Annotated in this window: 18 protein-coding genes; 3 read left to right on the plus strand and 15 right to left on the minus strand. The window is 65.4% G+C overall.

Annotated features, from left to right (window positions below; translation table 11 throughout):
- Window positions 1-129: 129 nt before the first annotated feature.
- From AC0L3U_RS12555 to AC0L3U_RS12565, 3 genes are all read right to left on the minus strand, one after another.
- The gene (locus AC0L3U_RS12555; RefSeq protein WP_473361959.1) at window positions 130-2346 is read right to left on the minus strand and encodes an SLC26A/SulP transporter family protein; all 2217 of its coding nucleotides are present in this window, start codon (window positions 2344-2346) and stop codon (window positions 130-132) included.
- Between the two features lie 332 nt (window positions 2347-2678).
- Window positions 2679-3593, minus strand: a complete 915-nt coding sequence (locus AC0L3U_RS12560; RefSeq protein ID WP_473361960.1) for a phosphoribosylaminoimidazolesuccinocarboxamide synthase — start codon at window positions 3591-3593, stop codon at window positions 2679-2681.
- A 77-nt stretch (window positions 3594-3670) separates the two neighbouring features.
- On the minus strand, window positions 3671-4588 hold the full coding sequence (locus AC0L3U_RS12565) for a pirin family protein (RefSeq protein ID WP_473361961.1): 918 nt from the start codon (window positions 4586-4588) through the stop codon (window positions 3671-3673).
- A 256-nt stretch (window positions 4589-4844) separates the two neighbouring features.
- On the opposite strand from AC0L3U_RS12565, the gene AC0L3U_RS12570 reads away from it, so the two are divergent.
- Together AC0L3U_RS12570 and AC0L3U_RS12575 are read left to right on the plus strand one after the other, a co-directional pair.
- On the plus strand, window positions 4845-5906 hold the full coding sequence (locus tag AC0L3U_RS12570) for an AraC family transcriptional regulator (RefSeq protein ID WP_473361962.1): 1062 nt from the start codon (window positions 4845-4847) through the stop codon (window positions 5904-5906).
- A 146-nt stretch (window positions 5907-6052) separates the two neighbouring features.
- Complete coding sequence (locus tag AC0L3U_RS12575) at window positions 6053-7480, plus strand: serine hydrolase domain-containing protein (protein WP_473361963.1); 1428 nt, start codon at window positions 6053-6055, stop codon at window positions 7478-7480.
- Window positions 7481-7668: 188 nt separating this feature from the next.
- Here AC0L3U_RS12575 and AC0L3U_RS12580 read toward each other — a convergent pair whose 3' ends face one another.
- The gene (locus tag AC0L3U_RS12580; RefSeq protein ID WP_456767049.1) at window positions 7669-9036 is read right to left on the minus strand and encodes an MmgE/PrpD family protein; all 1368 of its coding nucleotides are present in this window, start codon (window positions 9034-9036) and stop codon (window positions 7669-7671) included.
- A gap of 124 nt (window positions 9037-9160) precedes the next feature.
- Between AC0L3U_RS12580 and AC0L3U_RS12585 the strand changes: the two genes are divergently transcribed.
- Entirely contained in the window at window positions 9161-10276 is a 1116-nt protein-coding gene (locus AC0L3U_RS12585; RefSeq protein ID WP_473361964.1) for an FUSC family protein, read from the plus strand.
- 1 nt (window position 10277) lies between these two features.
- On the opposite strand, the gene AC0L3U_RS12590 is transcribed toward AC0L3U_RS12585, so the two are convergent.
- The 11 genes from AC0L3U_RS12590 to dnaN all read right to left on the minus strand — a co-directional run bounded on the left by AC0L3U_RS12590 (window position 10278) and on the right by dnaN (window position 24398).
- Window positions 10278-10928: a 2-hydroxychromene-2-carboxylate isomerase gene (locus AC0L3U_RS12590; RefSeq protein WP_473361965.1), complete on the minus strand. Its 651-nt coding sequence runs from the start codon at window positions 10926-10928 to the stop codon at window positions 10278-10280.
- On the minus strand, window positions 10925-12319 hold the full coding sequence (locus tag AC0L3U_RS12595) for an MATE family efflux transporter (RefSeq protein WP_473361966.1): 1395 nt from the start codon (window positions 12317-12319) through the stop codon (window positions 10925-10927). The genes AC0L3U_RS12590 and AC0L3U_RS12595 overlap by 4 nt, the downstream gene beginning before the upstream one ends.
- A 259-nt stretch (window positions 12320-12578) precedes the next feature.
- Window positions 12579-13874: a UDP-N-acetylglucosamine 1-carboxyvinyltransferase gene (gene murA / locus AC0L3U_RS12600; protein WP_247426415.1), complete on the minus strand. Its 1296-nt coding sequence runs from the start codon at window positions 13872-13874 to the stop codon at window positions 12579-12581.
- A gap of 243 nt (window positions 13875-14117) precedes the next feature.
- Entirely contained in the window at window positions 14118-14585 is a 468-nt protein-coding gene (locus AC0L3U_RS12605) for a hypothetical protein (protein ID WP_456767052.1), read from the minus strand.
- A gap of 238 nt (window positions 14586-14823) precedes the next feature.
- Window positions 14824-17259 carry a DNA topoisomerase (ATP-hydrolyzing) subunit B gene (gyrB, locus tag AC0L3U_RS12610; protein ID WP_473361967.1) on the minus strand — a complete coding sequence of 812 codons (2436 nt, stop codon included), beginning with the start codon at window positions 17257-17259 and terminating at the stop codon, window positions 14824-14826.
- Between the two features lie 281 nt (window positions 17260-17540).
- Window positions 17541-18116 (minus strand): hypothetical protein, encoded by a 576-nt coding sequence (locus AC0L3U_RS12615; protein WP_473361968.1) that lies wholly within the window; start codon window positions 18114-18116, stop codon window positions 17541-17543.
- 196 nt (window positions 18117-18312) lie between these two features.
- Complete coding sequence (locus AC0L3U_RS12620) at window positions 18313-20481, minus strand: hypothetical protein (RefSeq protein WP_473361969.1); 2169 nt, start codon at window positions 20479-20481, stop codon at window positions 18313-18315.
- Window positions 20482-20606: 125 nt separating this feature from the next.
- Entirely contained in the window at window positions 20607-21344 is a 738-nt protein-coding gene (locus tag AC0L3U_RS12625) for a hypothetical protein (protein WP_473361970.1), read from the minus strand.
- 135 nt (window positions 21345-21479) lie between these two features.
- Window positions 21480-22616 carry a DNA replication/repair protein RecF gene (recF, locus tag AC0L3U_RS12630; protein ID WP_473361971.1) on the minus strand — a complete coding sequence of 379 codons (1137 nt, stop codon included), beginning with the start codon at window positions 22614-22616 and terminating at the stop codon, window positions 21480-21482.
- An 87-nt stretch (window positions 22617-22703) separates the two neighbouring features.
- Entirely contained in the window at window positions 22704-23069 is a 366-nt protein-coding gene (locus tag AC0L3U_RS12635; RefSeq protein WP_473361972.1) for an endonuclease domain-containing protein, read from the minus strand.
- Window positions 23070-23279: 210 nt separating this feature from the next.
- Entirely contained in the window at window positions 23280-24398 is a 1119-nt protein-coding gene (gene dnaN, locus AC0L3U_RS12640) for a DNA polymerase III subunit beta (protein ID WP_473361973.1), read from the minus strand.
- Window positions 24399-24441: the final 43 nt, after the last annotated feature.

Raw genomic sequence — 24441 nt, forward strand, 5'->3', positions numbered from 1 at the left:
ATGCCTTGACTTCAGAACCCCGGCAGAGGCCTTCTCCTCTCAACTGTTGCACTTCGAGTGTGAATCCACCTCCTGGCTTTCGCCAGGACGACATCCAAAGTGTGGTGCGCTAGTTGCGCTACGGCCTCGCTAGCGCCTCAGCACCGCGATCGTGCGGTTCGCAAAGGTCAGCCGCTCCGCCATCACCGACACGAAATAGGTCAGCAGCTTGTGGCTGAGCGCGGGATCCTCGCTCTTGATGGCGTCGAACTGGTGCGTGTTCAGCACGTAGAGCACGCTGTCGACCTCGGCCTGGATCGTGGCGCTGCGCGGTGTTTGTGACACCAGCCCCATCTCGCCGATCGTGGTGTAACGGCCGAGGCTGCGCACGCGCGTGGTGCGGTCATCATCGGCAGGAATCATGATGCCGACGCGGCCGTCGAGGATGAAATGCATGGAATCGGCGGGGTCGCCGGCCTGCACGATGACCTCGCCGGCTTCGACCTCGATGCGCTGGCAGCGGCGGATCAGCTCGTCGGCGCCGTCCTCGCTGCCGAGCATTCGCGTGAACCAGTCGCGCAGGCTGGCTTCTTCCTGCGCCAGCTCCTGATGTTGCGAGATGAGCTCGTTCTCGCACCATTCCAGCGCGCGATCGAGCTCGGGGATGATGGTGACACCCTCGCCGACGAAGTCACTGGAGCGCAGCACCTTTTCGGCCGCAGCCGACAGATGCACCAGGATCAGCTCGACGCCGAGTTCGCCGGCGCTGCGCTTGATCTGGGCAAAGCTATAGGCAGCCGATGAATCGACGCCGGTGACGAGCTTGAAGTCGAACAGCAGATAGCGGCATTCGGGGCGTTCCTGCAGCAGCCGCTTGACGTGCTGATAGAGCCGGTTGGCGGAGCCGAAGAACAGATAGCTCTGGAGATTGAGGCCCTGGATCTTGCCGCCATGGGCCAGCAGCACGTCCTGGTCGTCGCGCGAGCGATCGAGCGAGGAGCGGTACTCCGAACCGTCGAAACTGTATTTGATCGATTCGACCCGCGCGGCGCTGAACGCAAACGTCGCGCAGCCGATGATCACGCCGATCAGGATGCCCGGTACGAAACCCCAGGCGACGATGATCGCGATGATGGCGATCAGCGACAGATATTCCAGCTTCGACAGCCGCTTGCGCGACTCGATGATCCATTTGTGCAGCTGGTCGGCGCCGAGATAGAGCAACAGGCCGCCGAGCACGAATTTGGGGATGAAGCCGAGCAGCTCGGGTGCGACGGCGAGCACCAGCAGCGACAGCGCTGCGGCCGTGAGGCCTGACAGGCGCCCGCGGCCGCCGCTGGAGAAATTAAGCATCGAGCGGCTGGTCGAGCTGCAGCCGGGATAGCCGCCCAGCATGCCGGTCAGGATATTGGCGGCGCCGGTAACGTTCAGCTCACACTCCAGATTGGCTTCGCGATGCGTGGCCACCTCGATCCCGGTGGTGTTGAACAGCGTACTGGAGGCCGTGACGAAGATGACGGCGACGACGTTGCCGAGCAGGTCCGGTATGACAAACCAGGGATAGCGGGCGAGATCGTCGGTGTGCCAGGGCAGCACGAAGACCGCTTGCGGTGGGGACTGAAAGGTCCAGCCCAATGTGTGCGCCTCATCGAAGGAAACGCCGGTGATCCAGAACGCCAGATGCGCGGTGAGCACGCCGCCGACCAGGATGATCGGCAGTCCGAACGGGCTGCGCGAGCGGTGCCAGGTGAGATACAGCACCAGCGCCATCGCGCAGGCGGCACCCAGCTCCAGCACGATGGTGCGGTTGGCGAAGTGCGACAGTGTCGCCAGTTGCAGCGGGTGGTCGGTGATCACCCGGACCGCACCCATGACGATGAGAAGTCCGGTTGCGCCGAGGAAGCCGCCGACCACCGGATAAGGCACGTAGCGGATGGCGCGGCCAAGCCGCGTCAGGCCCAGCCCACACAGCACCAAGCCTGTCAGCATCGTCGACAGGCCGAGCGTGATCAGGATTGGTGACAGCAACGGCGCCGACAGGTGCGCCGTCTCGATACGTTCGACCACCGAGGCCGCCAGGATACCCGTCACCGCGGCGGTCGAGCTGTCAGGGGCTGCAATCGCGAAGGGCAGGGAGCTGCCGAGCCCGACGACGGCCGCAAGCACCGCGGAGCTGACGAAAGTGGCCGTGATGCCGTAGGACAGATAGGGCGACAACGGCCCCGCGAAGATCAGCAGCGAGTAGGACAGTCCGAACGTGACGGTCAGGACGCTGGCGGCGCTCCCGCCCAATATATCAGTCAGCGCACGCTTGAGGGCCGGAGTGAGCCCGGCCGACGGAGTGAAGCCAATTGCTGGATCTGTCACGCCGTGCCACTCGCTCGTGAATATTCCGCTTCCGAGAGGTAGACGACTCGGACGGTAGCGCAACAAGTTTCTTTCAAATGTGGAGTACCCGACACTGGGAGCATTCGGTGGGGATGCGGTCCACGGCGTGCGAACGGCCAATCATGCGCAGCAGGCGGATGGAGAGCCACCGAGCAGGCACACATACTCGGTGTCGTCCCGGCGAAGGCCGGGACCCATACCCCCACGGAGATGTGTGGCGAAGATCGGTTGTTCGGGATTAGAACCGTCAGCGATCGATAGACCTCGCGGTATGGGTCCCGGCCTTCGCCGGGACGACGATAAAACCTGCGCTAAATCTTCAGCTCGCTTCCCGTCACCCGGCGATATGCTTCCAGATACCGCCTGCTGGTCGCGTCCACTACGCTTGCGGGCAAAGGCGGCGGCGGAGCGTCGCCGTTCCAGCGGCCGGCGCGGCGCTCGACGTCGAGATAGTCGCGCAGCGGCTGCTTGTCGAAGCTCGCCTGCGGCTGGCCCGGCTTGTAGGCGTCGACGGCCCAGAACCGCGAACTATCCGGCGTCATGACTTCGTCGATCAGGATGACGCGGCCGTCCTTGTCGCGGCCGAATTCGAACTTGGTGTCGGCGATGATGATGCCCTGCTCGCGGGCGAGCTCCTCGCCGAGCGTGTAGATCGCGCGCGTCATGCTCTCGAGCGTGTAGGCCGTCTCGTCGCCGACGACCTCGCGCATCCTTGCGATGGTGATGTTCTCGTCATGGCCGGTCTCGGCCTTGGTCGCCGGGCTGAAGATCGAAGGCTCCAGCTTCTCGCTCTCGACCAGACCCGCCTTCAGCCTCTCGCCGGCCAGTGTGCCGCTTGCCGCATATTCTTTCCAGGCCGAGCCCGAGAGATAACCGCGGATCACGCATTCGATCGGAAATACCGTGGTGCGGCGGCACAGCATGGCGCGGCCGAGAATTTCGGCGCGATGCGGCTTCAACGCCGGCACGGCGGCGGTGATCTCGTCGGTGTCGGCGCTGATCATGTGATGCGGCACCACGCCTTCGAGCTCGTTGAACCAGAACGCGCTGATTTGCGTCAGCACCGCGCCCTTCATCGGGATGGTCTCGCCCATCACGACGTCGAAGGCGCTGATGCGGTCGGTCGTGACGAGCAGCAGGCGATCGTCGTCGACGGCGTAGATATCGCGCACCTTGCCGCGCCCGATCTTGGGCAGCGGCAGGTCGCTGGAGAGCATGGTGGTCATCGGCAGAACTTTCGGAGCAAGGCCTTGCGACAGGACATCCGGCCGCGCCTGATCGCGCGACCGGAGACCGGGATAGCCTATTCCGGCAGCGGAATGAACTCATGTTCCTGCGGAACTGCGGCGAAGCGGCCGGTTTTCCAGTCCTGCTTGGCCTGCTCGATCCGCTCCTTGCTGGAGGAGACGAAATTCCACCAGATGTGGCGCGGGCCCTCCAGGGCGTCGCCGCCCAAAAACATCATCCGCGTGGCCTTGAGCGCCTTCACCGTGATGCGGTCGCCCGGACGGAAGATCAGCAGTCGCGGCCCTTCGTAGCGCTCGTTCGCGATCTCGACCTCGCCGTCGACGACGTAGATGGCGCGCTCCTCGTGATCGGGATCGAGCGGCACGGTGGCGCCCGCGACCGCCGTGACCTCGGTGTAGAACCAGGGCGAGACCATCGAAACAGGCGAGGTGACGCCGAAGCCCGAGCCCGCGATCACCTTCGCGGTGAAGTCGCGCTCGGTGACCATCGGCAGGTCACCCGCGCCGTAGTGCTGGAATGACGGGGCGATTTCTTCCGATCCTGCCGGCAGTGCGATCCAGCTTTGCAGGCCCAGCATCTTCTGCCCCGAGGCGCGCTGCACGTCCGGCGTGCGCTCGGAATGCGCGATGCCGCGGCCGGCGGTCATCAAATTCATCGCGCCGGGCTGGATCTCCTGGATGTTGCCCTCGCTGTCGCGATGCATGATCGCGCCGTCAAACAGATAGGTGACGGTGGCAAGCCCGATATGCGGGTGCGGCCGTACATCCATGCCCTTGCCGGAGACGAATTGCACCGGCCCGAAATGGTCGAAGAAGATGAAGGGTCCGACCATCTGCCGCTTGCCGTGCGGCAGCGCGCGCCGCACCGCGAAGCCGTCGCCGAGATCGCGCGTGCGCGGCACGATGACGAGATCGAGCGCGTCGCAGGACATGGGATCGCCGAGCACGGGATCGTTCGAGGGTTGCCAGCTCATGGTAAAACTCCGTCTGAATTGCTTGCGTTCGATACTAGCAGGATTCCGCGCCAGCGTCGCGGCTAAGCCCGCTGTCATGCCCCGCGAAGGCGGGGCATCCAGTACGCCGCGGCCTATCGGTCCAATCATGACCGTCTCGGAGTACTGGATCGTCCGGTCAAGCCGGACGATGACAGCTGTGGTGCGGATGGTGCTTGAAAAAATCAACCCGACGGACGATGTTCGGCTCGCTCATACCGATCAGCCACAGCATCTGATGACGTCAGCCGCCCTTGAACTCGCATTCCGCGCCGCTTCTGTGGCGTTGCTATTAGTGCTGGCGGCATCGCTTGTCAGCGATTTCCGCACTGTGCTGGCAGCCCGGCTCGGTGCGGCCTTTGCGCTCGGCTCGGCCGCGCATGCTGTGAGCTATTCTGTCGGAACATCATCGCTGGTCCCGGCATGGCATGCGCCGCTGATCGCGGTGTCGACCGGCAATATCGTGGTGTTCTGGCTGTTCACGCGCGCGCTGTTCGACGACGAGTTTCGCCTGCGTCGGCGGCACGGATTGACCTGGGGGCTGGTGACAGCGTTCAGCTTCGTCAGCTGTCTCTGGATCGCACCCGGCGGACATGTGCGGTTCTCGGTCACCGCGGTGAACCTGATCGTGCTCGGCTTTATTGCGCTCGCGATCATGCAGACCATCGCCTCATGGTCAGCCGATCTGGTCGAGCGCCGCCGCCGTGTTCGCATCTTCATCGTCTGTGCTGCCGCGCTCTATGGCGGATTGAACGCGCTGCTCCAGATCCTTGTCGTCGGCAGCGACGTCGGCGACGTCGCCAACACCGTCAACGCGGGCGTGCTCGCCGGCATCGTCGCGGCCATCGCCTATGCGATGATGCGCGTCGATGGCGCCGATCTGTTTCCGGCCGCCACGGAGGCGGCGCCGGCGATCGCGGCGAGCCAGCCTGTGGGCGAGGACGCCGCCGACCAAAAGCTCATCGACGCCCTGATGCGGCTGATGGCGGACGAACGGATCTATCGCCAGGAGAACATCAGCATCGGCGTGCTGGCGGGCCGGCTGAAAATTCCCGAATACCGGCTGCGCCGGCTGATCAACCAGCGGCTCGGCTACCGCAATTTCAATGTGTTCCTGAACAATCACCGGATCGAGGAGGCCAAGGCCGCGCTGGCCGATCCCGCCCAGGCCGAAGTCCCCGTCATCACCATCGCGATGGATTCCGGCTTCCAGTCGCTCGGCCCGTTCAACCGCGCCTTCAAGGCCGTGACCGGCGTGACGCCGACGGAATATCGGCGGCTCAAGGTGAATGCCGTCTAATCTTTAGTGCACTGAAACATCTAGCTTATTTCAGAATCGGCGAGCGTCTCGCGGCTTTCGGCTATGCCGCTTTCCAAATCCGGCGAGCCGGCGCCTCGTGAATGCCGCTTCGTCTCCGGCACACGCCTCAAAGCCGGAGCAAGCCCGTGACCCGCCGCCGCAAGATCGTCCTTCTCGCCACATCCATCGCCTTTGCCGGCCTCGCGCTCGGCGCGGTTCGCGCCCATGACGTGCCCAAGGTCGCCACCGGCTTCATCGCCGACGTGCTCTGCTCGGAGACGTTTGTCTCGGGCCTCGATGTCAGGCGTAATTTGACCGAGACCATTGATGCGATGCCGGGCGCCGGTTTGCTCACATGGGCGATGGACTATCAGGTCGATCGCATGCGCAAGGACGTCACGGTGACGCTGTTCGGCATCGGTCGCAGCCACGCCGTCTATCGCGAGGGACTCGGCTGCACGCTCGAGCACGGCGCTGAGATCGCCGACCTCAGGCTGCCGCCTGAGGACAGGCAGCTGGCGTTGCTGCCCGAGATCGCCGGCCCCGCGCTCGTGTCGCCGCAGAGCCCGGAGCTGTCAGCCGCGCTCGATCGCGCCTTCGCCGAGCCGACATCGCCGCCATACCGCCGCACCCGCGCGATCGTCGTCATGAAGTCGGGCCGCGTCATCGCCGAGCGCTATGCGGACGGCATCGGACCGGAGACGCCGCTGCTCGGTTTCTCCATGACCAAGTCCGTGATCTCGGCTCTCACCGGGATCCTCGTGCGCCAGGGCAGACTGAAGCTCGACGGGCCCGCACCGGTCGCCGCCTGGACAAATCCGGACGATCCGCGTCACGCCATCACCGTCGATCAATTGCTGCGCCACACCGCCGGCCTGGCGCTCGGCAGCTCGCTCCAGGCCTCGCTTGGCTCCGCGTTCGAGCCGGTCAATCGCATGAAATTCACCGAAGACGACATGGCCGCCTATGCCGCGAGCATGCCGCTTGCGACCGCGCCGGGCACCGTGTGGAATTATCACGATGGCAACACCATCCTGCTCGCGCATCTGATCCGCAACGCCGCCGGCGGCAATCCCGAAGGAGCGCTTGCCTTCGCGCGCCGCGAATTGTTTGCGCCGCTCGGCATGCGACATGTCACGCTCCAGCTCGACGGCGCCGGCACGATCAGGGGGTCGAGCGAGATGCTCGCATCCGCGCGCGACTGGGCACGCTTCGGCCAGCTCTATCTCAACGACGGCGTCGCCGGCGGCCGGCGCATCCTGCCCGAGGGCTGGGTGAATTACTCGGCGTCGGCGACGCTCAATGCATGGGTCGGCATCGGCGCCGGCTTCTGGACCAACCAGGGCGACAGCTTTGGCGCGACCTTCCGCGTCCAGCACGGCTGGCCGCGCGATACCTTCTTCGCCAAGGGCACGATCGGGCAATACACGATCGTAATTCCCTCGGAGCGTCTGGTGATCGTGCGGATAGGCCGCTCGCCGAACGCACCGCCGGAAGCGGACGGTGTGTTCGATCTGGTGCGGGATGTGGTTAAGGCAACGCGCGAGAAGGGGAAGGTGGCGGGGGTAAATTGAGGTGCTCTCTTCCCTTCTCCCCTTGTGGGAGAAGGTGGCGCGAAGCGCCGGATGAGGGGTATGCTTCTGCGAATGCAATTGTGAGAGGTGTGCTCGCGGAGAGAACCCCTCACCCGTCTCGCCGCTGCACGGCGAGCCACCCTCTCCCACAAGGGGCGAGGGTGCACCGCTCGTGTAGCGCAATTCTACTAACGCCCCAGTTCCGTCGCCTTCGCCACGCGATCGAACCGCTCCAGCGTCATGATTGCGTCCGCGAATTTCTCCGCGCGGGCGTTCAGCACCGGGCGGGCCAGCGTCAAGAACTTCTGCTGCATCGCCTGCGCGTCGGGGAAGGATGTCGGCTCTCCCGAGGGATCGGCATAGAGCCGCTCATGCACGCCGTCGTCGGTCGTGATACTCACGCGCGCGCCGAACGGATGGGTACGGCCGATTTCGAGGCGATCGTCCTGCACCACGTCGAACTTGTCGGCGAGCGCGTCGATGGCGGCGTCGCCAAGGCGGGTGTAGTCGTCCCAGCCAAATGAGCCCTGGTCGAGCGCGAGCGCGCCGGTGAAGAACATCGAGAACTGGCCGCCGACGATCGAGGTCGGGTGCCGCTTGGTCGCGGCGTCGCCGGTGAGCGTGATGCCGTTGCGATGCAGGCCGATCTCGACGCGCTTGACTTGATCGGGCGTCAGATTGTGTTCGCGCCGCATGGCGATCAGCGCGTCGATCGCGGCGTGGGTATAGCGGCAGCTCGGATACGGTTTGACGCCGATCTTCATGGTCTCGTAGGTCTTGCCGAGTTCGGCGACCGCCTTGTCCGGATGCGCATCGTCGGTGTAGCCGGCGAGCAGGCCGTGCTTGCCCTCGACCGATTCCGTCGCGCCGACGAAATCGTTGCGCGCCAGCGTCGCGGCGATCACGCCATTCATGGCGGCGGCGCCGACCTGGTAGCGCTTGTTCCAGGCGCCGTTGACCAGGAATTGCAGCGAGCCCGCGGCTTGGCTGCCGGCGACGCCGAAGGCGGCGATGAGCTGTTGCTCGGAGAGGCCGAACAATTTGCCGGCGGCCGCGGCTGCGCCATAGGTGCCGGCGGTGGCGGTCGGATGAAAGCCGCGGGCATAATGCGAGGTCGGGTCGAGTGCGTTGCCAAGCCGGCAGCAGACCTCATAGCCGGCAACGATCGCGGTCAGCACGTCGCGGCCCGACGCGCCGACCATCTCGCCGATGGCGAAGGCGGCCGGAACCACCGGCGCGCTCGGGTGCAGCGAGGAGTCCGCATGGGTGTCGTCGAAGTCGAGGGAATGGCCGAGCGCGCCGTTGAGCAGGGCCGCGACTGCCGGCGTCCAGGTCTTGCTGTCGCCGAACACGGTGGATTCGCCCTTGGTATCGAGCGCGAGCGCCTCCAGCATCTTCAGGATCGAGGGGGTCGATTCCGCCTCGCTGCGGGCCCGGATGGCGCTGCCGAGGAAGTCCAGCGTCAGCACTTTTGCCCGATCCAGCACTTCCGCCGGAATATCCTGGAATTTCAGGTTGGCGACATAGGCGGCGAGCGTTGCGGTTTCGTGAGCCATCGTGTTTCCTCGTTTTGGCGCGCAAGTTAGGCGGGCTGATTTGGCCTTTCAAGCGGCCTCGGGGCCGCGGGCATCAGCTATGCTTTTGGCTGGCTTTGCGAGGATCGGACCGGGATACGCGACCATGGCATTCGCAGAAGAGCTGTTCGACCGGGTCTGGTCGCGAAAGACCCAATTGGGGTTGGCGATCCGGGTCACCGTGGCGGCCACCGGCGCCTATGCGCTCGCCACCGCGCTGCATCTCTTGTTGCCGCTCTGGGCCGTCCTCACCTCTATCATCGTGACCCAGATGAGCGTCGGGCGCTCGCTGAAGGCGACACGCGACTACATGCTCGGCACCATCGGCGGCGCCATCTATGGCGGTGCCATCGCGATCCTGATCCCCTATTCGGGCGAACTGGGCCTGCTGGGTCTGCTGGTGCTGGCCGTGGCGCCGCTTGCCTTTGTCGCATCGATCTATCCGAATCTGAGCTCTGCAACGGTGACGGCCGTGATCGTGCTCGTGCTTCCCTCGATGCATCATGCCGATCCCATGGCCTCGGCGATCGATCGCGTCAGCGAAGTCGCGGTCGGCGCGGTGACGGGGCTGCTCGTCTCGTTCCTGGTGCTGCCATCGCGCGCTGTGCGGCAAATCCGCGCCAGCGCGGCAAAGCTGCTCGAATTGATCGCGGAGGCCTTCACCGAATTGCTCGCGGGCCTGACGCGCGGCCGGGACAACGACGCGCTGCATCGGATTCAGGACGGTATCGGTACCGCAATGGTCGGCATGAATACCATTGGCGCCGAAGCCGAGCGCGAGCGCTCTGCGCGATTGTCGAGCGGGCCGGACACTGGCCCGTTGCTACGCACGATCTTGCGGCTGCGCCATGACGTCGTGATGATCGGCCGCTCGACCGTGGTGCCGTTGCCGGCCGAGGTGCAGACACGGCTTGCCGCGCCGCTGACGGAAGTCTCGACGGTGATCGCACGCTTCCTGCGTTCGGCCGCCGCCGCCTTGCGCGAAGGCGCCGGCGCGCCGCCGATTCATCCCGTCCATGTCGCGCTCCAGCATTATGCCGAGGCGGTCGCCGCCGTGCGCCAGGACGGCCTGATCCGCGGCCAGCCCAGCGACACCGCGGAGCGCTTCTTCGCGCTCGGCTTTTCGCTGGAGCAGATGCACCAGAATCTCTGCGATCTCGATCGCGTCGTCGGCGAATGGTCGGAGGCCGCGGCCGACAAGCCCGCGCGTGTGGCGGAATGAGCTAGCGTCGCGTCAGGCCCTTGCCTTGCATGCGCCAGACCAGCAAATCGATGCGGTCCTGGCCGAAGAACGGCTCGTTGTCGAACACGAAGGTCGGCACGCCCCAATGGCCGGAGGCGGCGTGGTCCTTCTCGTTCTCGGTGATCACCTGCTCGTAGCGATCCGGGTCGGCTTTGATTGCGGCATCCATTGCGGCGAGATCGAAGCCGGCCTTGTCGGCCGCGCGCGCGAGATGATCGCCTTCGTTCCAGCCCGCCACCGAGCCGTCCCACAGCACGCGGGCGATCGCATCGGTGAATGCGAGCGAGCGTCCCTCGAGCTGCGCCATGGCACCCAGCCGGGTCAGGCGGTGGATGTAGGGCTGCTCGGCCGCGACGTCGAATGTCGTCTTGTCCTGCACGATCGGGTCGGGCCTCGGAAAGCGGAACGGAATGCCCTCGTGCTGCGCCACGCGCGTGCTGTCGAGCACCACATAGCGAATGAAGTTCGGGCTCGCCTTCTTGAAAAATCCGGGCACACGGACGGCAAGCGGATAGACCGGCCGCAAATTCACCGCCAGATCGTAGTCTTCGACTAGCTTCAGCGTTTTCGGCAGCGCCAGATAGCTGAATGGGCTGCGAAAGGAATAGAAGAGGTCGACGGAGAGCGTCATCCCGCCAGTCTGCGCGTCAGCATCCGGAAGCGCAAGATCAGAAGTCCGGCATAGACGAACGATCCGATCGACAGTCCGATCCAGACACCGACCGCACCGAGATCGGCGTGAAAAGCGAGCCACCAGGCGATCGGAAAGCCCACGCACCAATAGCCGATCGCGGCGAATGCCAGCGTCATCCTGGTGTCATTGATGCCGCGCAGCGCGCCGCCCATGATGGTCTGGATCGCATCGGCGATGAAGAAGGTCGCGCCGACCAGCAGCAGGGTTGCGGTCAGCTCGACGGTCGCCATGCTCGCCTCGCCGCTGCCGAAGAACAGCCGTCCGAGCTGATAGCGGCCGAGAATGATCGCGACGGTCAGGGCCGAGACGAACGCGATCCCGATCACGGCTGCGACGAGGCCTGCGCGCTTCACCGCGAGCGGCTCACCGCGGCCGAAGGCATGGCCAACCCGCACGGTGGCCGCCATGCCGATGCCGAGCGGGACCATGAACAGCACCGCAGTGACCTGGAGCGCGATCTGATGCGCCGCGAGCGCCGTGGTCGAGATCAAGCCCATCAGCAGCGCCGCCGAAGAGAACAGGCCATATTCCAGCAGCAGCGAGAACGAGATCGGGGCGCCGATCGCGATGAGTTTGCGCATCAGGGGCCAGTCGATCCGCCAGAGATGGGCAAGCGGACGATAGTCCGCGAACGGCTTGCGCAGCCCGGCAATGGCGAGCGTGGCGACGAACGTGCCGAGATTGACGATGGTCGTCGCAAGCCCCGCGCCGAACAGGCCAAGCTCCGGCAGGCCGAACAGCCCGTGGATCAGGGCGTAAACCAGCGCGGCATTGACGGGGATCGCGGCGAGCGTGATCCACAGCGGGGCCTGCGGCCGGTTCACCGCGCTCATCATGCTGCGCAGCGCGATGAATCCGAGCGCCGGCGCGATGCCCCAGGCCAAGCCATTCAGATAGTGCTGGGCGAGCGCGGCCGAATGCGGCGCCTGACCGAGTGCGACCAGGATGTGCTCGCCATAGAGCGGCGAGGCCATCATCGGCAGCGAGATCAGCAACGCGACCCACAAGCCGACGCGCAAGGAGCGGCGGATGCGCCTGACATCGCCGGCGCCGAAGGCTTGCGCGACCAGCGGTGATACCGCCGCCATCAATCCGAGCCCGAACGTGAAGCTGACGAAATAGACCGTATGCGCCAGCGCTGCGGCTGCGACCGCGCTCTCGCCGAGCCGCCCGATCAGCGCGAGATCGGTCGTGATCATGGCGATCTGCCCGAGCTGCGTCAGCATCATCGGCACGGCCAGCCGCAGCGTCGCGACGAATTCGTCGGCGAGAGGATTTGGCGGCACGCCGGCTTGCGGCTGCGAACGAGGCTGGACGGTGTCGAGCATGGCCGGGTCAATAGCACAGCCGGGCGACGAAAACATGGCCTTGGCTTCTTCCCCTCTCCCCTTGTGGGAGAGGGTGGCTCGCCGCGAAGCGGCGAGACGGGTGAGGGGTTCTCTCGGCGAATCCAGCTCTCATTTGGATTCGCGGAGAGAACCCCTCATCCGGCGCCATAGCCGATGCGAAGCTTCGGCGTTCTCAAAAACGGCGGCCGAAGGCCGCCTACGCCACCTTCTCCCACAAGGGGAGAAGGGAAGAAAACTCTCACCCCTTCCGTTCCGGCACGCGCCGGATCTTCGCGCCGAGCGCATTCAGCCGTTCGTCGATGCGCTCGTAGCCGCGCTCGATCTGGTCGGCGTTGTTGATCGTGGAGGTGCCCTCGGCGCAGACGGCCGCGAGCAACATGGCCATTCCGGCGCGAATGTCGGGTGAGGTCATCGTCGCGCCGTGCAGCCGGCTTGGACCGGCGATGATGGCGCGATGCGGGTCGCACAGCACGATGCGCGCGCCCATCGCGATCAGCTTGTCGACGAAGAACATCCGCGATTCGAACATCTTCTCGAACATCAGGATCACGCCCTCGCATTGCGTGGCGGTGACGATCGCGATCGACATCAGATCGGCCGGGAAGGCCGGCCAGGGCTGGTCCTCCAGCTTCGGCACGTGGCCGCCAAAATCGTCCTGGATCTTCAGCGTCTGGTTCGAAGGCACGATGAGATCGTCGCCCTCGATGCGGCAGACGATGCCGAGCCGCTCGAATCCCATGCGGATCGAGCGCAGATGCTCGACGCCCGCGCGCACGATGCGAAGCGGCGAACGCGTGACGGCAGCAAGTCCGATCAGCGAGCCGACCTCGATATGGTCGGGCTGGATCCGGTAGGTCGCACCGCCCAGCGTCGCCGGACCGTGCACGATCATCGTGTTGGTGCCGATGCCCTCGATCCCTGCGCCGAGCGCGACCAGGAAGTTCGCGAGGTCCTGCACATGCGGCTCGGACGCGGCGTTGCGCAAATAGGTGGTGCCTTCGGCGGCGACGGCTGCGACCAGCGCGTTCTCGGTCGCGGTCACGCTGGGCTCGTCCAGGAACACGTCGGCGCCGGTCAGTTTCGAAGCGCGGAATTCGAGCCGGTCGGTCGCCGTGACCTTGGCTCCCAATTGCTCGAGCGCAAGCACATGCGTGTCGAGCCTGCGGCGGCCGATGACGTCGCCGCCGGGCGGCGGCAGCATCACTTCGCCGCAGCGGGCGAGCAGGGGGCCCGCGAGCAGGATCGAGGCGCGGATGCGCACGCATAGCTCAGGATCGAGATCGGCGGCGCGGATGCTCTTGGCGTGAATATGAAGCGTGTTGCGGGCGGTCCATTCGGCCGCAGCACCAACCGAGCGGATCAGCTCGACCAGCGTCTCGGTGTCGCGGATCCGCGGCACGTTTTCCAGCGTCACCGGATGCTCGGTGAGCAGGGCTGCCGCGATGATCGGCAGGGCCGCATTCTTGTTGCCGGACGGCTCGATCGAGCCCGAGAGCCGGTGACCGCCCTCGACGATGTACTGGATGGGCGCCACGGGGTCTCTCGCTGTCGTGTTGAGTGAGGGGCGGGTTTTCGAGGCGGAAACTACAGAGAATTGAGCGCGGTAGCAATTGCGCCGGCCGCGGCCGCCCGCGCCGATGTGGCTGCCAGACCCTCATGGTGAGGAGCGCGGAACGCGCGTCTCGAACCATAAGGCCCGTATGTCCCCTGCGGCCATCCTTCGAGACGCCCGCTTGTGCAGGCTCCTCAGGATGAGGTCGGCGTGTGTGGCGGGTGCTCAGAACAACCCGATGATATTCCCCACCACATAGAGGATGGCGATCAGGATCAGGGCTCCGATCATGACGAAGGAGATCTCGATCGCAATGGCGCCGGTGCCGAGGATGGCGGCGACGCCTGCGAGGAGCCGTTCCTCTCGGAAGATCAGCGAGAGGACCGACAGCAGGATCGCCAGCAGGCCGAGCGAGATCGCGGTGGCTGAAGCGGTTTCGCTCCAACTGCGTCCGGCCGATTTCTCGACCTTTGGCGCCTGATATTCGACGCCCTTCACGCGCGCGATCACGCGGTCCTTGATTCGATGCCCGGTGTCGACGATGACCTGGTCAGCCGGTGGCGGCGGAAACACGATCGGCACGACCCAGTGCGGCAAGACCGCCGCCATCAGCGCCAGCACGCCGACAATGCTGCCGATAATGCCGAGACGGCGGGATGGGACAGCGGAACTGCTTGCTGCGGAGCTGGTCATGGCGTGGCGCTTCCCGGCCGGAACAGGCCTTGCGGGTTTATGCCACTTCGTCGCGATGGCGGGTGGTGAGGTTCAGCGCTTGTGTTTCCACAAGGTCATGGCCGGGCCTGTCCCGGCCATCCACGCCTTGCCTCGTCGCACGAAGAACGTGGATGCCCGGGCCTTCGCCTCGCCGAAGCGGCTTCGGTCGCGCAGGCGGGACAAGCCCGGGCATGACGACCGTACAAGCCGCTCGATCTCAGATATCGATCGTCGCGCTCAGCGAATGTTCCTGGATGAAGTCGCGGCGCGGCTCGACCACGTCGCCCATCAGCTTGGTGAAGATGTCGTCGGCCTCGTCGACCTCCTTGACCTTCACCTGGAGCAGTGATCGCGCATTGATATCCAGCGTCGTCTGCCAGAGCTGCTCCGGGTTCATCTCGCCCAGCCCTTTGTAGCGCTGCAGCGAGACGCCCTTGCGGCCAGCGTCGGTGACGGCTTCGAACAGATCGACCGGGCCGTAGACCATGTGCTCGGTGTCTTTGCGCCGCAGCTTGCCGGGGCGGGCATAAACGTCCTGGAGCTTGACCGTGTACTCGTCGAGCTTGCGGGCTTCGACCGAGCCCAGGAACGCGTCATCGATGAGGGCGACGTCCTTGACGCCGCGCACAGTGCGCTCGAACTGGAAACCCTGACCTTCCACGTATTGGCCGATCCAGCCGCGCTCGACCTCGTCGGCGAGCGTGTCGAGGCGGGCGGCGATATATTGCGCGGCCGCGGCGGCCTTCTCCGGATCGCCGTAGATCGCCTTGTTGAGCACGCCGGTGATGGCGGCCTGCTCGATCACCTTGCGATTGTAGCGGGTGTGCAGGCTGCGCAGGACGCCGCGGACGGCGCGGGCGTCGTCGACCAGCGAGCGCAGGTCGCGGCCGGTACGATCGCCGCCGGTGCCGGGGATATAGACGCAATCGTCCAGCCCGGTATCGATCAGATAATCTTCCAGCGCCCGCTCGTCCTTCAGATATTGCTCGGACTTGCCGCGGTTGACCTTATAGAGCGGCGGCTGGGCGATGTAGAGATAGCCGCCGTCGATGATCTCGCGCATCTGCCGGTAGAAGAACGTGAGCAGCAGCGTGCGGATGTGGGCGCCGTCGACATCGGCGTCCGTCATCACGATGATCTTGTGATAGCGCAGCTTCTCGATCGAGAATTCGTCGCCGATGCTCGTTCCGAGCGCGGTGATCAGCGTGCCGATCTGCTCGCTGCCCAGCATCTTGTCGGGACGCACGCGTTCGACATTGAGGATCTTGCCGCGCAGCGGCAGCACGGCCTGGAATTCGCGGTTGCGGCCCTGTTTGGCACTGCCGCCTGCCGAGTCACCCTCGACGATGAAGAGCTCGGACTTGGCCGGATCCTTCTCCTGGCAGTCGGCGAGCTTGCCGGGCAGCGAGGAGACCGAGAGCGGGCTCTTGCGCGTCAGCTCGCGCGCCTTTCGTGCGGCTTCGCGGGCAGCTGCGGCCTGGATCACCTTGCCGACGATCATCTTGGCTTCGGAGGGGTGCTCCTCGAACCAGGCCTGCAGCGCCTCGTTGAGCACGTTCTCGACCACGGGCCGCACTTCCGAGGACACCAGCTTGTCCTTGGTCTGCGAAGAAAACTTCGGATCGGGCACCTTCACCGACAGCACGGCGGTGAGGCCTTCGCGGCAGTCGTCGCCGGTGAGCGCGATCTTTTCCTTTTTCGCATTGGCCTCGGCATAGCCGTTGACCTGGCGCGTCAGCGCGCCGCGGAAGCCGGCCAGATGAGTGCCGCCGTCGCGCTGCGGGATGTTGTTGGTGAAGCACAGCACGTTCTCGTGGTAGCTGTCGTTCCACCACAGCGCGGCCTCGACACCGATGCCGTTGGCTTCCGCGCGCACCATGATCGGCGCCGGCACGATCGCCTTCTTGTTGCGGTCGAGATATTTGACGAATTCCTCGACGCCACCGGAATAGTGCATCTCCTCGCGCTTCTCGACCGCGTGACGCATGTCGGAGAGGGCGATGTTGACGCCGGAATTGAGGAAGGCGAGCTCGCGCAGCCGGTGCTCCAGCGTGGCGAAGTCATACTCGATGTTCTTGAAGGTTTCCGTCGAGGCCTGGAACGTCACCTCGGTGCCGCGCCTGCCGGGCGCATCGCCAACGACCACCAACGGTGCGACGGCATCGCCATGGGCGAATTCAATGTAGTGTTCCTTGTTGTCGCGCCAGATGCGCAAGCCGAGCTTGCTCGACAGCGCGTTGACGACGGAGACGCCGACGCCGTGCAGGCCGCCGGAAACCTTGTAGGAATTCTGGTCGAACTTACCGCCGGCGTGGAGCTGGGTCATGATGACCTCGGCCGCCGAGATGCCTTCGCCCTTGTGGATGTCGACGGGAATGCCGCGGCCGTCGTCGCGCACGGTGACGGAATTGTCGGCGTTGAGGATCACGTCGACGCGCGTGGCGTGGCCCGCGAGCGCCTCGTCGATCGCGTTGTCGACGACCTCGTAGACCATGTGATGCAGGCCCGAGCCGTCATCGGTGTCGCCGATATACATGCCCGGGCGCTTGCGGACGGCGTCGAGACCCTTGAGCACGCGGATCGATTCCGCCCCGTAATCGCTCGGATTTGAGGGTTCGTTTTCGGCAGGCGTCTGCCGAGCAGGTTCTGTCATGAGAGGCCTTCGAGATGTCGCCCGAATCAGCGGCGCAAAAGGCGCTGATCTACGGGCTATTTGTGCCACGAAAGACGGATTGCGCCTAGCGCAAAGTATCCCCCGGCAACCCTTTGATGAGATAGGGTTTTTGAGCCTATTTTCAAGCCTCACGATGGCCGATTTTGGCCGCTGCAAAAAGCCTGATTCGAGGCCCTGTTTTTAGCCCTCAGAGACGTGGATTTTGCGGGGCGGAGAAGCGATCTGAGAGTGCCGCGGCGCCCCGGAACCGGCCAGCGGGTTCAGTAGATCTGATCCGGCTTCTGATCGTCGTCATCCCACCTGAGGGACCAAGCTTCGCCCGCAGCCAGGGTGATGGTGTCGGTACGCGACAGATGGCCGGACACGCGCAGCTCGTAGGAATAGGTGCCGGGCGGCAGATCCAGGGTTTGTGGGTGATTTGCGCCGCCCGCGATCTTGACGGTCCTATCGTTGATCGTGAGCGAAGCCACGTCAGGTACAAGATAGCCGAATATCAGCCGCGCTTGTCCGGCTATCGGCAGGAAGTTGGCCTTGGCCGCGGCCTCGGTATTCCGCTGCACAAGCTCGACCGTGGTCTCGTGCTTGGCGCGGGCCAGCTTCAAGGTGGCCGGCCCCTTTGGGGAGACGAAGGCGAGTTGAGCGTGATCGGCGGCGACCATCGTGCCGTGCGGCTTTTCCTCCCAGCCGCGCTTTGCGAGCTCCGTGCGGTAGAAGGCCAGCACATCGCTGAGCTCGGCTTGCACACGGGTTTCGTATCCGGCACGCAGCGGGACTTCAATGCCGGTCGCACGGGTGGTTTTGGAGGCGAAGAAGTTGTGTTGCTTCGGCACCGGCATGTCGGCGCTGGGATCCGCCGGTGTGAGTGCGGCCGAAGTTTGTGGCCGTGGATGTGGTATCCATCCGCCCGCGCTTGCGGCGGCCAGGCCGCCTGCGAGAAGCACGACGCCGCACAGCGGCAGCAACCAGCGTGCCGGCCCTCTCATTACGCGCCTTACAGTCGGCATCTCCGTTCTCCGCATCAGCGCCCCCGGCTCAATACATCTGAAGCGGCAGCACGTCTCCGCTTGGCCCCACCAGGAGGCCCCAGGCATCGCCGGCGGCCACGGTGAGGGTCTCGGTGCGAGCAGGGCGTCCCGGCAGACGCAGCGCGTACTGGTACTTGCCGGGCGGTAGATCGAGCATCGGACCTTTCGGCGATTGCGGACCGCCCGCGCCGGCCGCGATCTTCACGGTTTGATTGTTGATCGTCAGCGATGCTTCCTTCGGCCCCATATTGCCGAGCATCAGCCTCGCCTGTCCCGCCTTCGGGATGATGTCGGCCTTGGCCGCGGCCTGCGGATTCCGCTGCATCAGGCTGACCGTGGTCTCGTCCCTGGCGCGGCCGAGCTTCAGCACGGCCGGTCCCTCCGGCGAGGTGAACGCGAGCTCCGCCCGCTCGGCGGTCACGGTTGCGCCGTCGGCCTTCTCCTGCCAGCCGCGCTTGGTCAGCTCCGCGCGATAGAAGGCGAGGACCTCGCCAAGCTCGGCGGGGATGCTGGCTTCGAGCTCGGCCCGGAACGACTGGTCGCTGCCGGGAAACTTCGTGGAGCTGATGCCGGTCGAGCTGTGCTGCGTCGGCACCGGCAGGGCCGAATCGGGATCGGGCGTGAGCGGCTCCTTCGATTTGGTCTGGGGCGCCTTGGCTTGATTCGATTTGGCCTCGACGGGCTTCGCCGCGGCGATAACAAGACCGGAGCCGTTGGCGCTAACGTTCACCTTCGGCCCCATCTGCATCACGGTCATCGAGATCGACTTGCCGCTCTTGGAGAATTCCATCACCGCCATGTTGGGCTGGTTGATTACGGAGGGCTGCTCCTTCCAGCCCGCTGGCTTGAGCGATGCGCGATAAAACGCGGTGAGTGCCTTTACGCTCGATGTCGAGGAGAATTCGAGCTGGCCGTCGTCGCCCTCGAACTTCACACCTTCGGCGTTTTCAGGCAGCGGCACCGGCGTCTTGCTGTCGGCCAGCGCATTCAGCGGCGCGTCGGACAATGCGGCCGCCTGCACCTTGCGCCTTGCTTCGTCGGCGGTAATGAGCTGCTTGGCCGCACCTAACGCATCCCCAAGGAACTTGTCGTCGGCCTCCTTCTTCGCCTTTGCGCGGGCGGCAAGCGCGGATTCTTTCACCTGCGCGGTCAGGCTAACCATGGTGAAATCATATTTGCGGCCGAGCCGCAGCACGCCGGTTTCCTCCGCCGAAGAGATCTTGATCGCGACCTCGTCGCCGGGTGCGAGCGGCGCGCTGCCGTCCTCCTGCCAGCCGCGCGCGGCGAGCTCGCGGTGATAGAAGGCGAGCACGGCGGGCAGCTCGGCCATCGCGGCGGCCGACATTTCGCGCTTGTTGTCGCTCGCGCCGCCGAGACCCCTGGCCGTCTTGGTCGGGCTCGGCCGCGGCAGGCCGGCCATATCGCTATCGGCCTTGAGCTCACTGGGCAGCGCGAAGGGCGCGACCCGGATATCGATATTGGTGCGGCCATCGTCACGGCGCGTCAGCGTCAGCATCACAGGCTTCTGCTGATAGAATCCGGTCTCCTTGCTATCGGCATGCGCGTAGAACGCGCGCAGGCCGTTGGGAACGGTTTCATCCAGGCTGGTCGTCCAGCGCGCAGCGGTTTCCGGCGTGAGCTTCTGCCAGCCGATCGCAGCCATCTGGCTGGCATAGAAATCCGACGTTGCATCGAGCGGCGTCGGCGCGATGCAGCCGAGATAGGGCCGGGTGCCGTCAAACACGATCTCGCCTGCGCCTTCCGGAAACGGCACGTTCCCGTAAATCCGCTCGGTGGTGTAATAAACCACGGACTGGTCGGGCCGGCCGGGCGCCTGCGTGAAATGAACGGAAAGACCCTGCCGCCCCTTCCTGAACTTCAGCAGGCTGCTTTTCTCCTCAAGCGGCATCACATAGGGCACCCAGCCGTTGTCGCTCAGGAGCTTTTGGACCGCGGGCAGTGTCACGGCCTGCCGCGTCGGCACGCGATATTCGACGCTATAGGGATCGGGGCGCGAAATGTCTTCCACCGCACCTTCGAGCTGCGGTAGCGCGTGGACGTCGACGATACCCTCGTCTGCGCCGGCCGCGATCGAGCAGCTCGCCATCAGGAAGAGACCGCATGCAAGCAGCCGCCATCGTGCCGGAATTTGCATCCCGCGCGGGATCATCGCCATCGTTACGTCTCCAGGATGCCGCGCGGCGCTTTGGCGCGCGCGATTGCAACGGCTGCAACGCCGTCGGCGGGCCTCAGACCAGAAGTCGCGGCAGGAACCGGGCAGGTTCAAAGATCCCGAACCGGTCAATACAGCTGGAGCGGCGACCATGCCTCGCCGTCGCGCCCGACGGTGAGCTCCCAGGCGTCGCCGGCCGCGAGGTTAAGGATGTCAGTGTGGGCCGGACGGCCGGGCACGCCCAGTTCGTAGGAATATTGGCCGGGCGCCAGATCTAGCGAGACGGCGTTAGTGCCGGCGCCGCGCTTGATGATCCGCGCGTCGATCCCGAGCACGGCTTCCGTCTCGCCGATGTTGCTGAACACCAGCTTCGCCCGGCCCGGTTCGGGCATGACGTTCGCCCGGGTTGCTGTATCCGAGTTCTTCTGCACGAGATGAACGGAGGTGCTGCTGTCCTTGCGGCCGAGCTCCAGCATGGCCGGCCCGAGCGGAGATGCGAACGCGAGCTGGACGTGATCGGCGGAGAGGACGGCGCCATCGTGCTGCTCCTGCCAGCCGAGCCTTGCGAGCTCCCTGCGGTAGAAGGAAAGAACGTCGCTGAGCTCGGCGGGCACGGTGGCTTCGAGCTTGACGCGAAGTGGCGCTTCGACGCCCCGCATCAGGGTGGTGTGGATTCCTCGAAAGCTGTAGCGGGTCGGTGCGGGTAGCCTGGCATCGGGATCCGGCGTGAGATCGGCCGAAAACAGCGGCTGCGGCATCCAGGCGCCGGCGCTTGCTGCGAGCATGCACGTCGCGAGCAGGACGAGGCCGCACGCAAACGCCCGCCATCGTGCCGGGGCTCGCGCCCCGGACCTTGCCGCCCGCATCTCACTCTCCAGGGTATCGCGCGTCCAGGGTCTCGCGCGCGACGTCATTGCGCGATTGCAAACCGGCTGCGACGCCGTCGGCGCCGCCTCCGGCAACTAGTCGCGGCGGAAATGGGGCTGGTTCAACGGCTGCGACTAGCGCCGGGCCGATACCTGTCCGCTTTCGACGTCAAAGATCTCGCCCCCGGCGCCGATCTCGGCGAAGGCGGCGGGGTCTGCGCCGGTCAGCCACACCTGCGCGCCGAGCTTGCGCAGCTCGTCGAACAGCGCCGCGCGCCTGCCGGGATCGAGATGCGCGACGACCTCGTCGAGCAGCAGCAGCGGCACGATGCCGGTCATCTCGGCGACTAGGCTCGCATGCGCCAGCACCAGCCCGATCAGCAACGCTTTCTGCTCGCCGGTCGAGGCATCGCGCGCCGGCATGCTTTTCGGCGCGTAGATCACCTGCAGATCGGTGAGATGCGGACCATCCGTGGTGCGGCCGGCGATGGCGTCACGCGGACGGTTGTCGCGCAGGATCTGACGGTAGCGGTCCTCGACCGACGTCGCGGTCTCGTTGAGCAGCGCGTTCTCCATCCAGCCGTCGAGCGCGATCTGCGCCGAGGGGAAGGCGGAGGCCTGCGCGCGCGCGTTGAGCATGCCGGTCAGCCGCGCCGCGGTCTGGCCCCGGGTCGCGGCGACCGCGACCGCAAGCTCCGCGGTCTCGCGCTCGATCGCGTCACACCAATGGTCGTCGTAATTGCGGGTCTCGAGCAGGCGGTTGCGCGAGCGCAGCGAACGTTCGAGCGCGGAAATGCGGCTGGAATGGTCGCTGTCGATGGCAAGCACTAGCCGGTCGAAGAAGCGCCGCCGCTCGGATGCCGCGCCCATGAACAGCCCGTCCATCGCCGGCGTCAGCCACACCATGCGGATGTGGTCGCCGAACGACGCCGCCGAACTGACCGGTTCGCGGTCGATGCGGCAGCGCCGGCTGACCGGGCTATCTGCGCGCGGCGGATCGATGCCGGTGCCGAGCGTGGCAAGGCCCAGCGCGCCCTCGACCTGTGCCGACACCGCCCAGGAGCCGTCGCCTTGGTTGTCGGCGACGTCGTCCAGCGTCGCGCGCCGCAGGCCGCGTCCCGGCGACAGGAACGAGATCGCCTCGATGCAATTGGTCTTGCCCGCTCCGTTCGGCCCGACCAGCGCCACCATGTCAGCCTTCACCTCGAGCCCCGCCGCCCGGTAATTACGAAAATGCGTCAGCGTCAGGCGATGAATGCGGGAGGGGGTCATTGTGCTCGTCGTGGCCGCGGTTCTTCCCCTCTCCCCTTGTGGGAGAGGGTGGCGCCTCACGAAGTGAGGCGACGGGTGAGGGGTATGTTACCGCAGGGCGAGCTTTGCAAGGACGTCCTCCAATACAGAAGCGGGCTGCTGCAACACGTCATTGTTCCAGTAGCGCGCGATCACAAAGCCTTCAGCGGAGAGAGTTGCGTCACGAGCTGCGTCGCGTCGCGATTCCGCATGCTGACCGCCGTCGATTTCGATCACGAGGCGCTTTTCCAAGCAGACGAAATCGAGAATGTAGCTTTTGAACGGGACTTGTCGGCGAAACTTGAAAGCGGAGAGTTGCCGATGCCTGAGCAGGCGCCACATTGCCGCTTCCGCATCCGTCGGGTCGTGCCGCATATTTTTCGCGAATTGGCGGAGACGTTTGGGGACTGGTCGGTGGGATGGTTCCTGCGGCACGAACCCCTCACCCGACTGAGTATGTATCCGCCCGCGGAGATGCCCTCTCCCACAAGGGGAGAGGGCGCAGCAACGTGTATTGCGCTTGTTTCGTCGGGCGAAGCTGTAGCTTCACCCTCTTCCCCTGTGGGAGAGGGTGGCTTCGCGCAGCGAAGCCGGGTGAGGGGTTGTCTCCGCATAAAAGGTGTCGCGAGAGGAGGACCACGTCCTTCACACCCGCATCGGCATCAGCACGTAGAGCGCGCTCTTGTCGTCGCGGTCTTGCACCAGGGTCGGTGAGCCCGGGTCGGCGAGCCGGAGGGTTGCGACGTCGCCTTCGATCTGGGCGGCGATGTCGAGCAGATAGCGGGAGTTGAAGCCGATATCGAGGGCGTCGGAGACGTATTCGACTTCGAGCTCTTCGGTCGCGCTGCCGGAATCCGGATTGGTCACCGACAGCACCAGCTTGCCCGGCGACAGCGAGAGTTTCACGGCGCGCCCGCGCTCGCTGGAAATCGTCGAGACGCGGTCGACCGCGTTCTCGAAATCCTTCTTGTCGACGACGAGCTCCTTGTCGTTGCCCTGCGGGATCACACGGCCGTAGTCGGGGAAGGTGCCGTCGATCAGCTTCGAGGTCAGCACCACATTGCCGATGGTGAAACGGATCTTGGCCTGCGACAGCTCGATCGTGACCTCGGCCTCGTTGTCCTCGATCAGACGCTGTACCTCGCCGACCGTCTTGCGCGGCACGATCACGCCGGGCATGCCCTCGGCGCCCTTGGGCTGGACCAGGTCGAGCTGGGCGAGGCGGTGGCCGTCGGTGGCGACGCCGCGCAAGGTGGCGGCTTTGGCCGAGCCTGCGGCATGCAGATAAATGCCGTTGAGATAGTAGCGGGTCTCCTCCGTGGAGATCGCGAACTGGGTGCGGTCGATCAGCCGCTTGATGTCCTTGGCGGCGAGATTGAACGAGTGCGACATGTCGCCGGCGGCGAGATCCGGAAAATCATTCTCCGGCAGGGTCTGCAGTGTGAAGCGGGAGCGGCCGGCGCGGATCGCCAGCACGGCGCGGTCGCCGTCGGCTTCGAGCACGATCTGCGAACCGTCCGGCAGCTTGCGCACGATGTCGTAGAACATGTGCGCCGGCACGGTGGTGGAGCCCGCGGTCGCGGTTTCCGCCGCGAGCGTTTCCGTGACCTCAAGATCGAGGTCGGTCGCCTTCAGCGACAATTTAGCGTTCTCGGCCCTAACAAGCACGTTGCCGAGGATCGGAATCGTGTTGCGGCGCTCGACCACGCGGTGGACGTGGCCCAGCGACTTCAGGAGTTGCGCGCGTTCGACCGTAACCTTCATTGCACTACTCGCCCGATCCCCAAGGAAACACAAATCTGGAAAA

The sequence above is a fragment of the Bradyrhizobium sp. Kon69 genome, assembly GCF_055807515.1.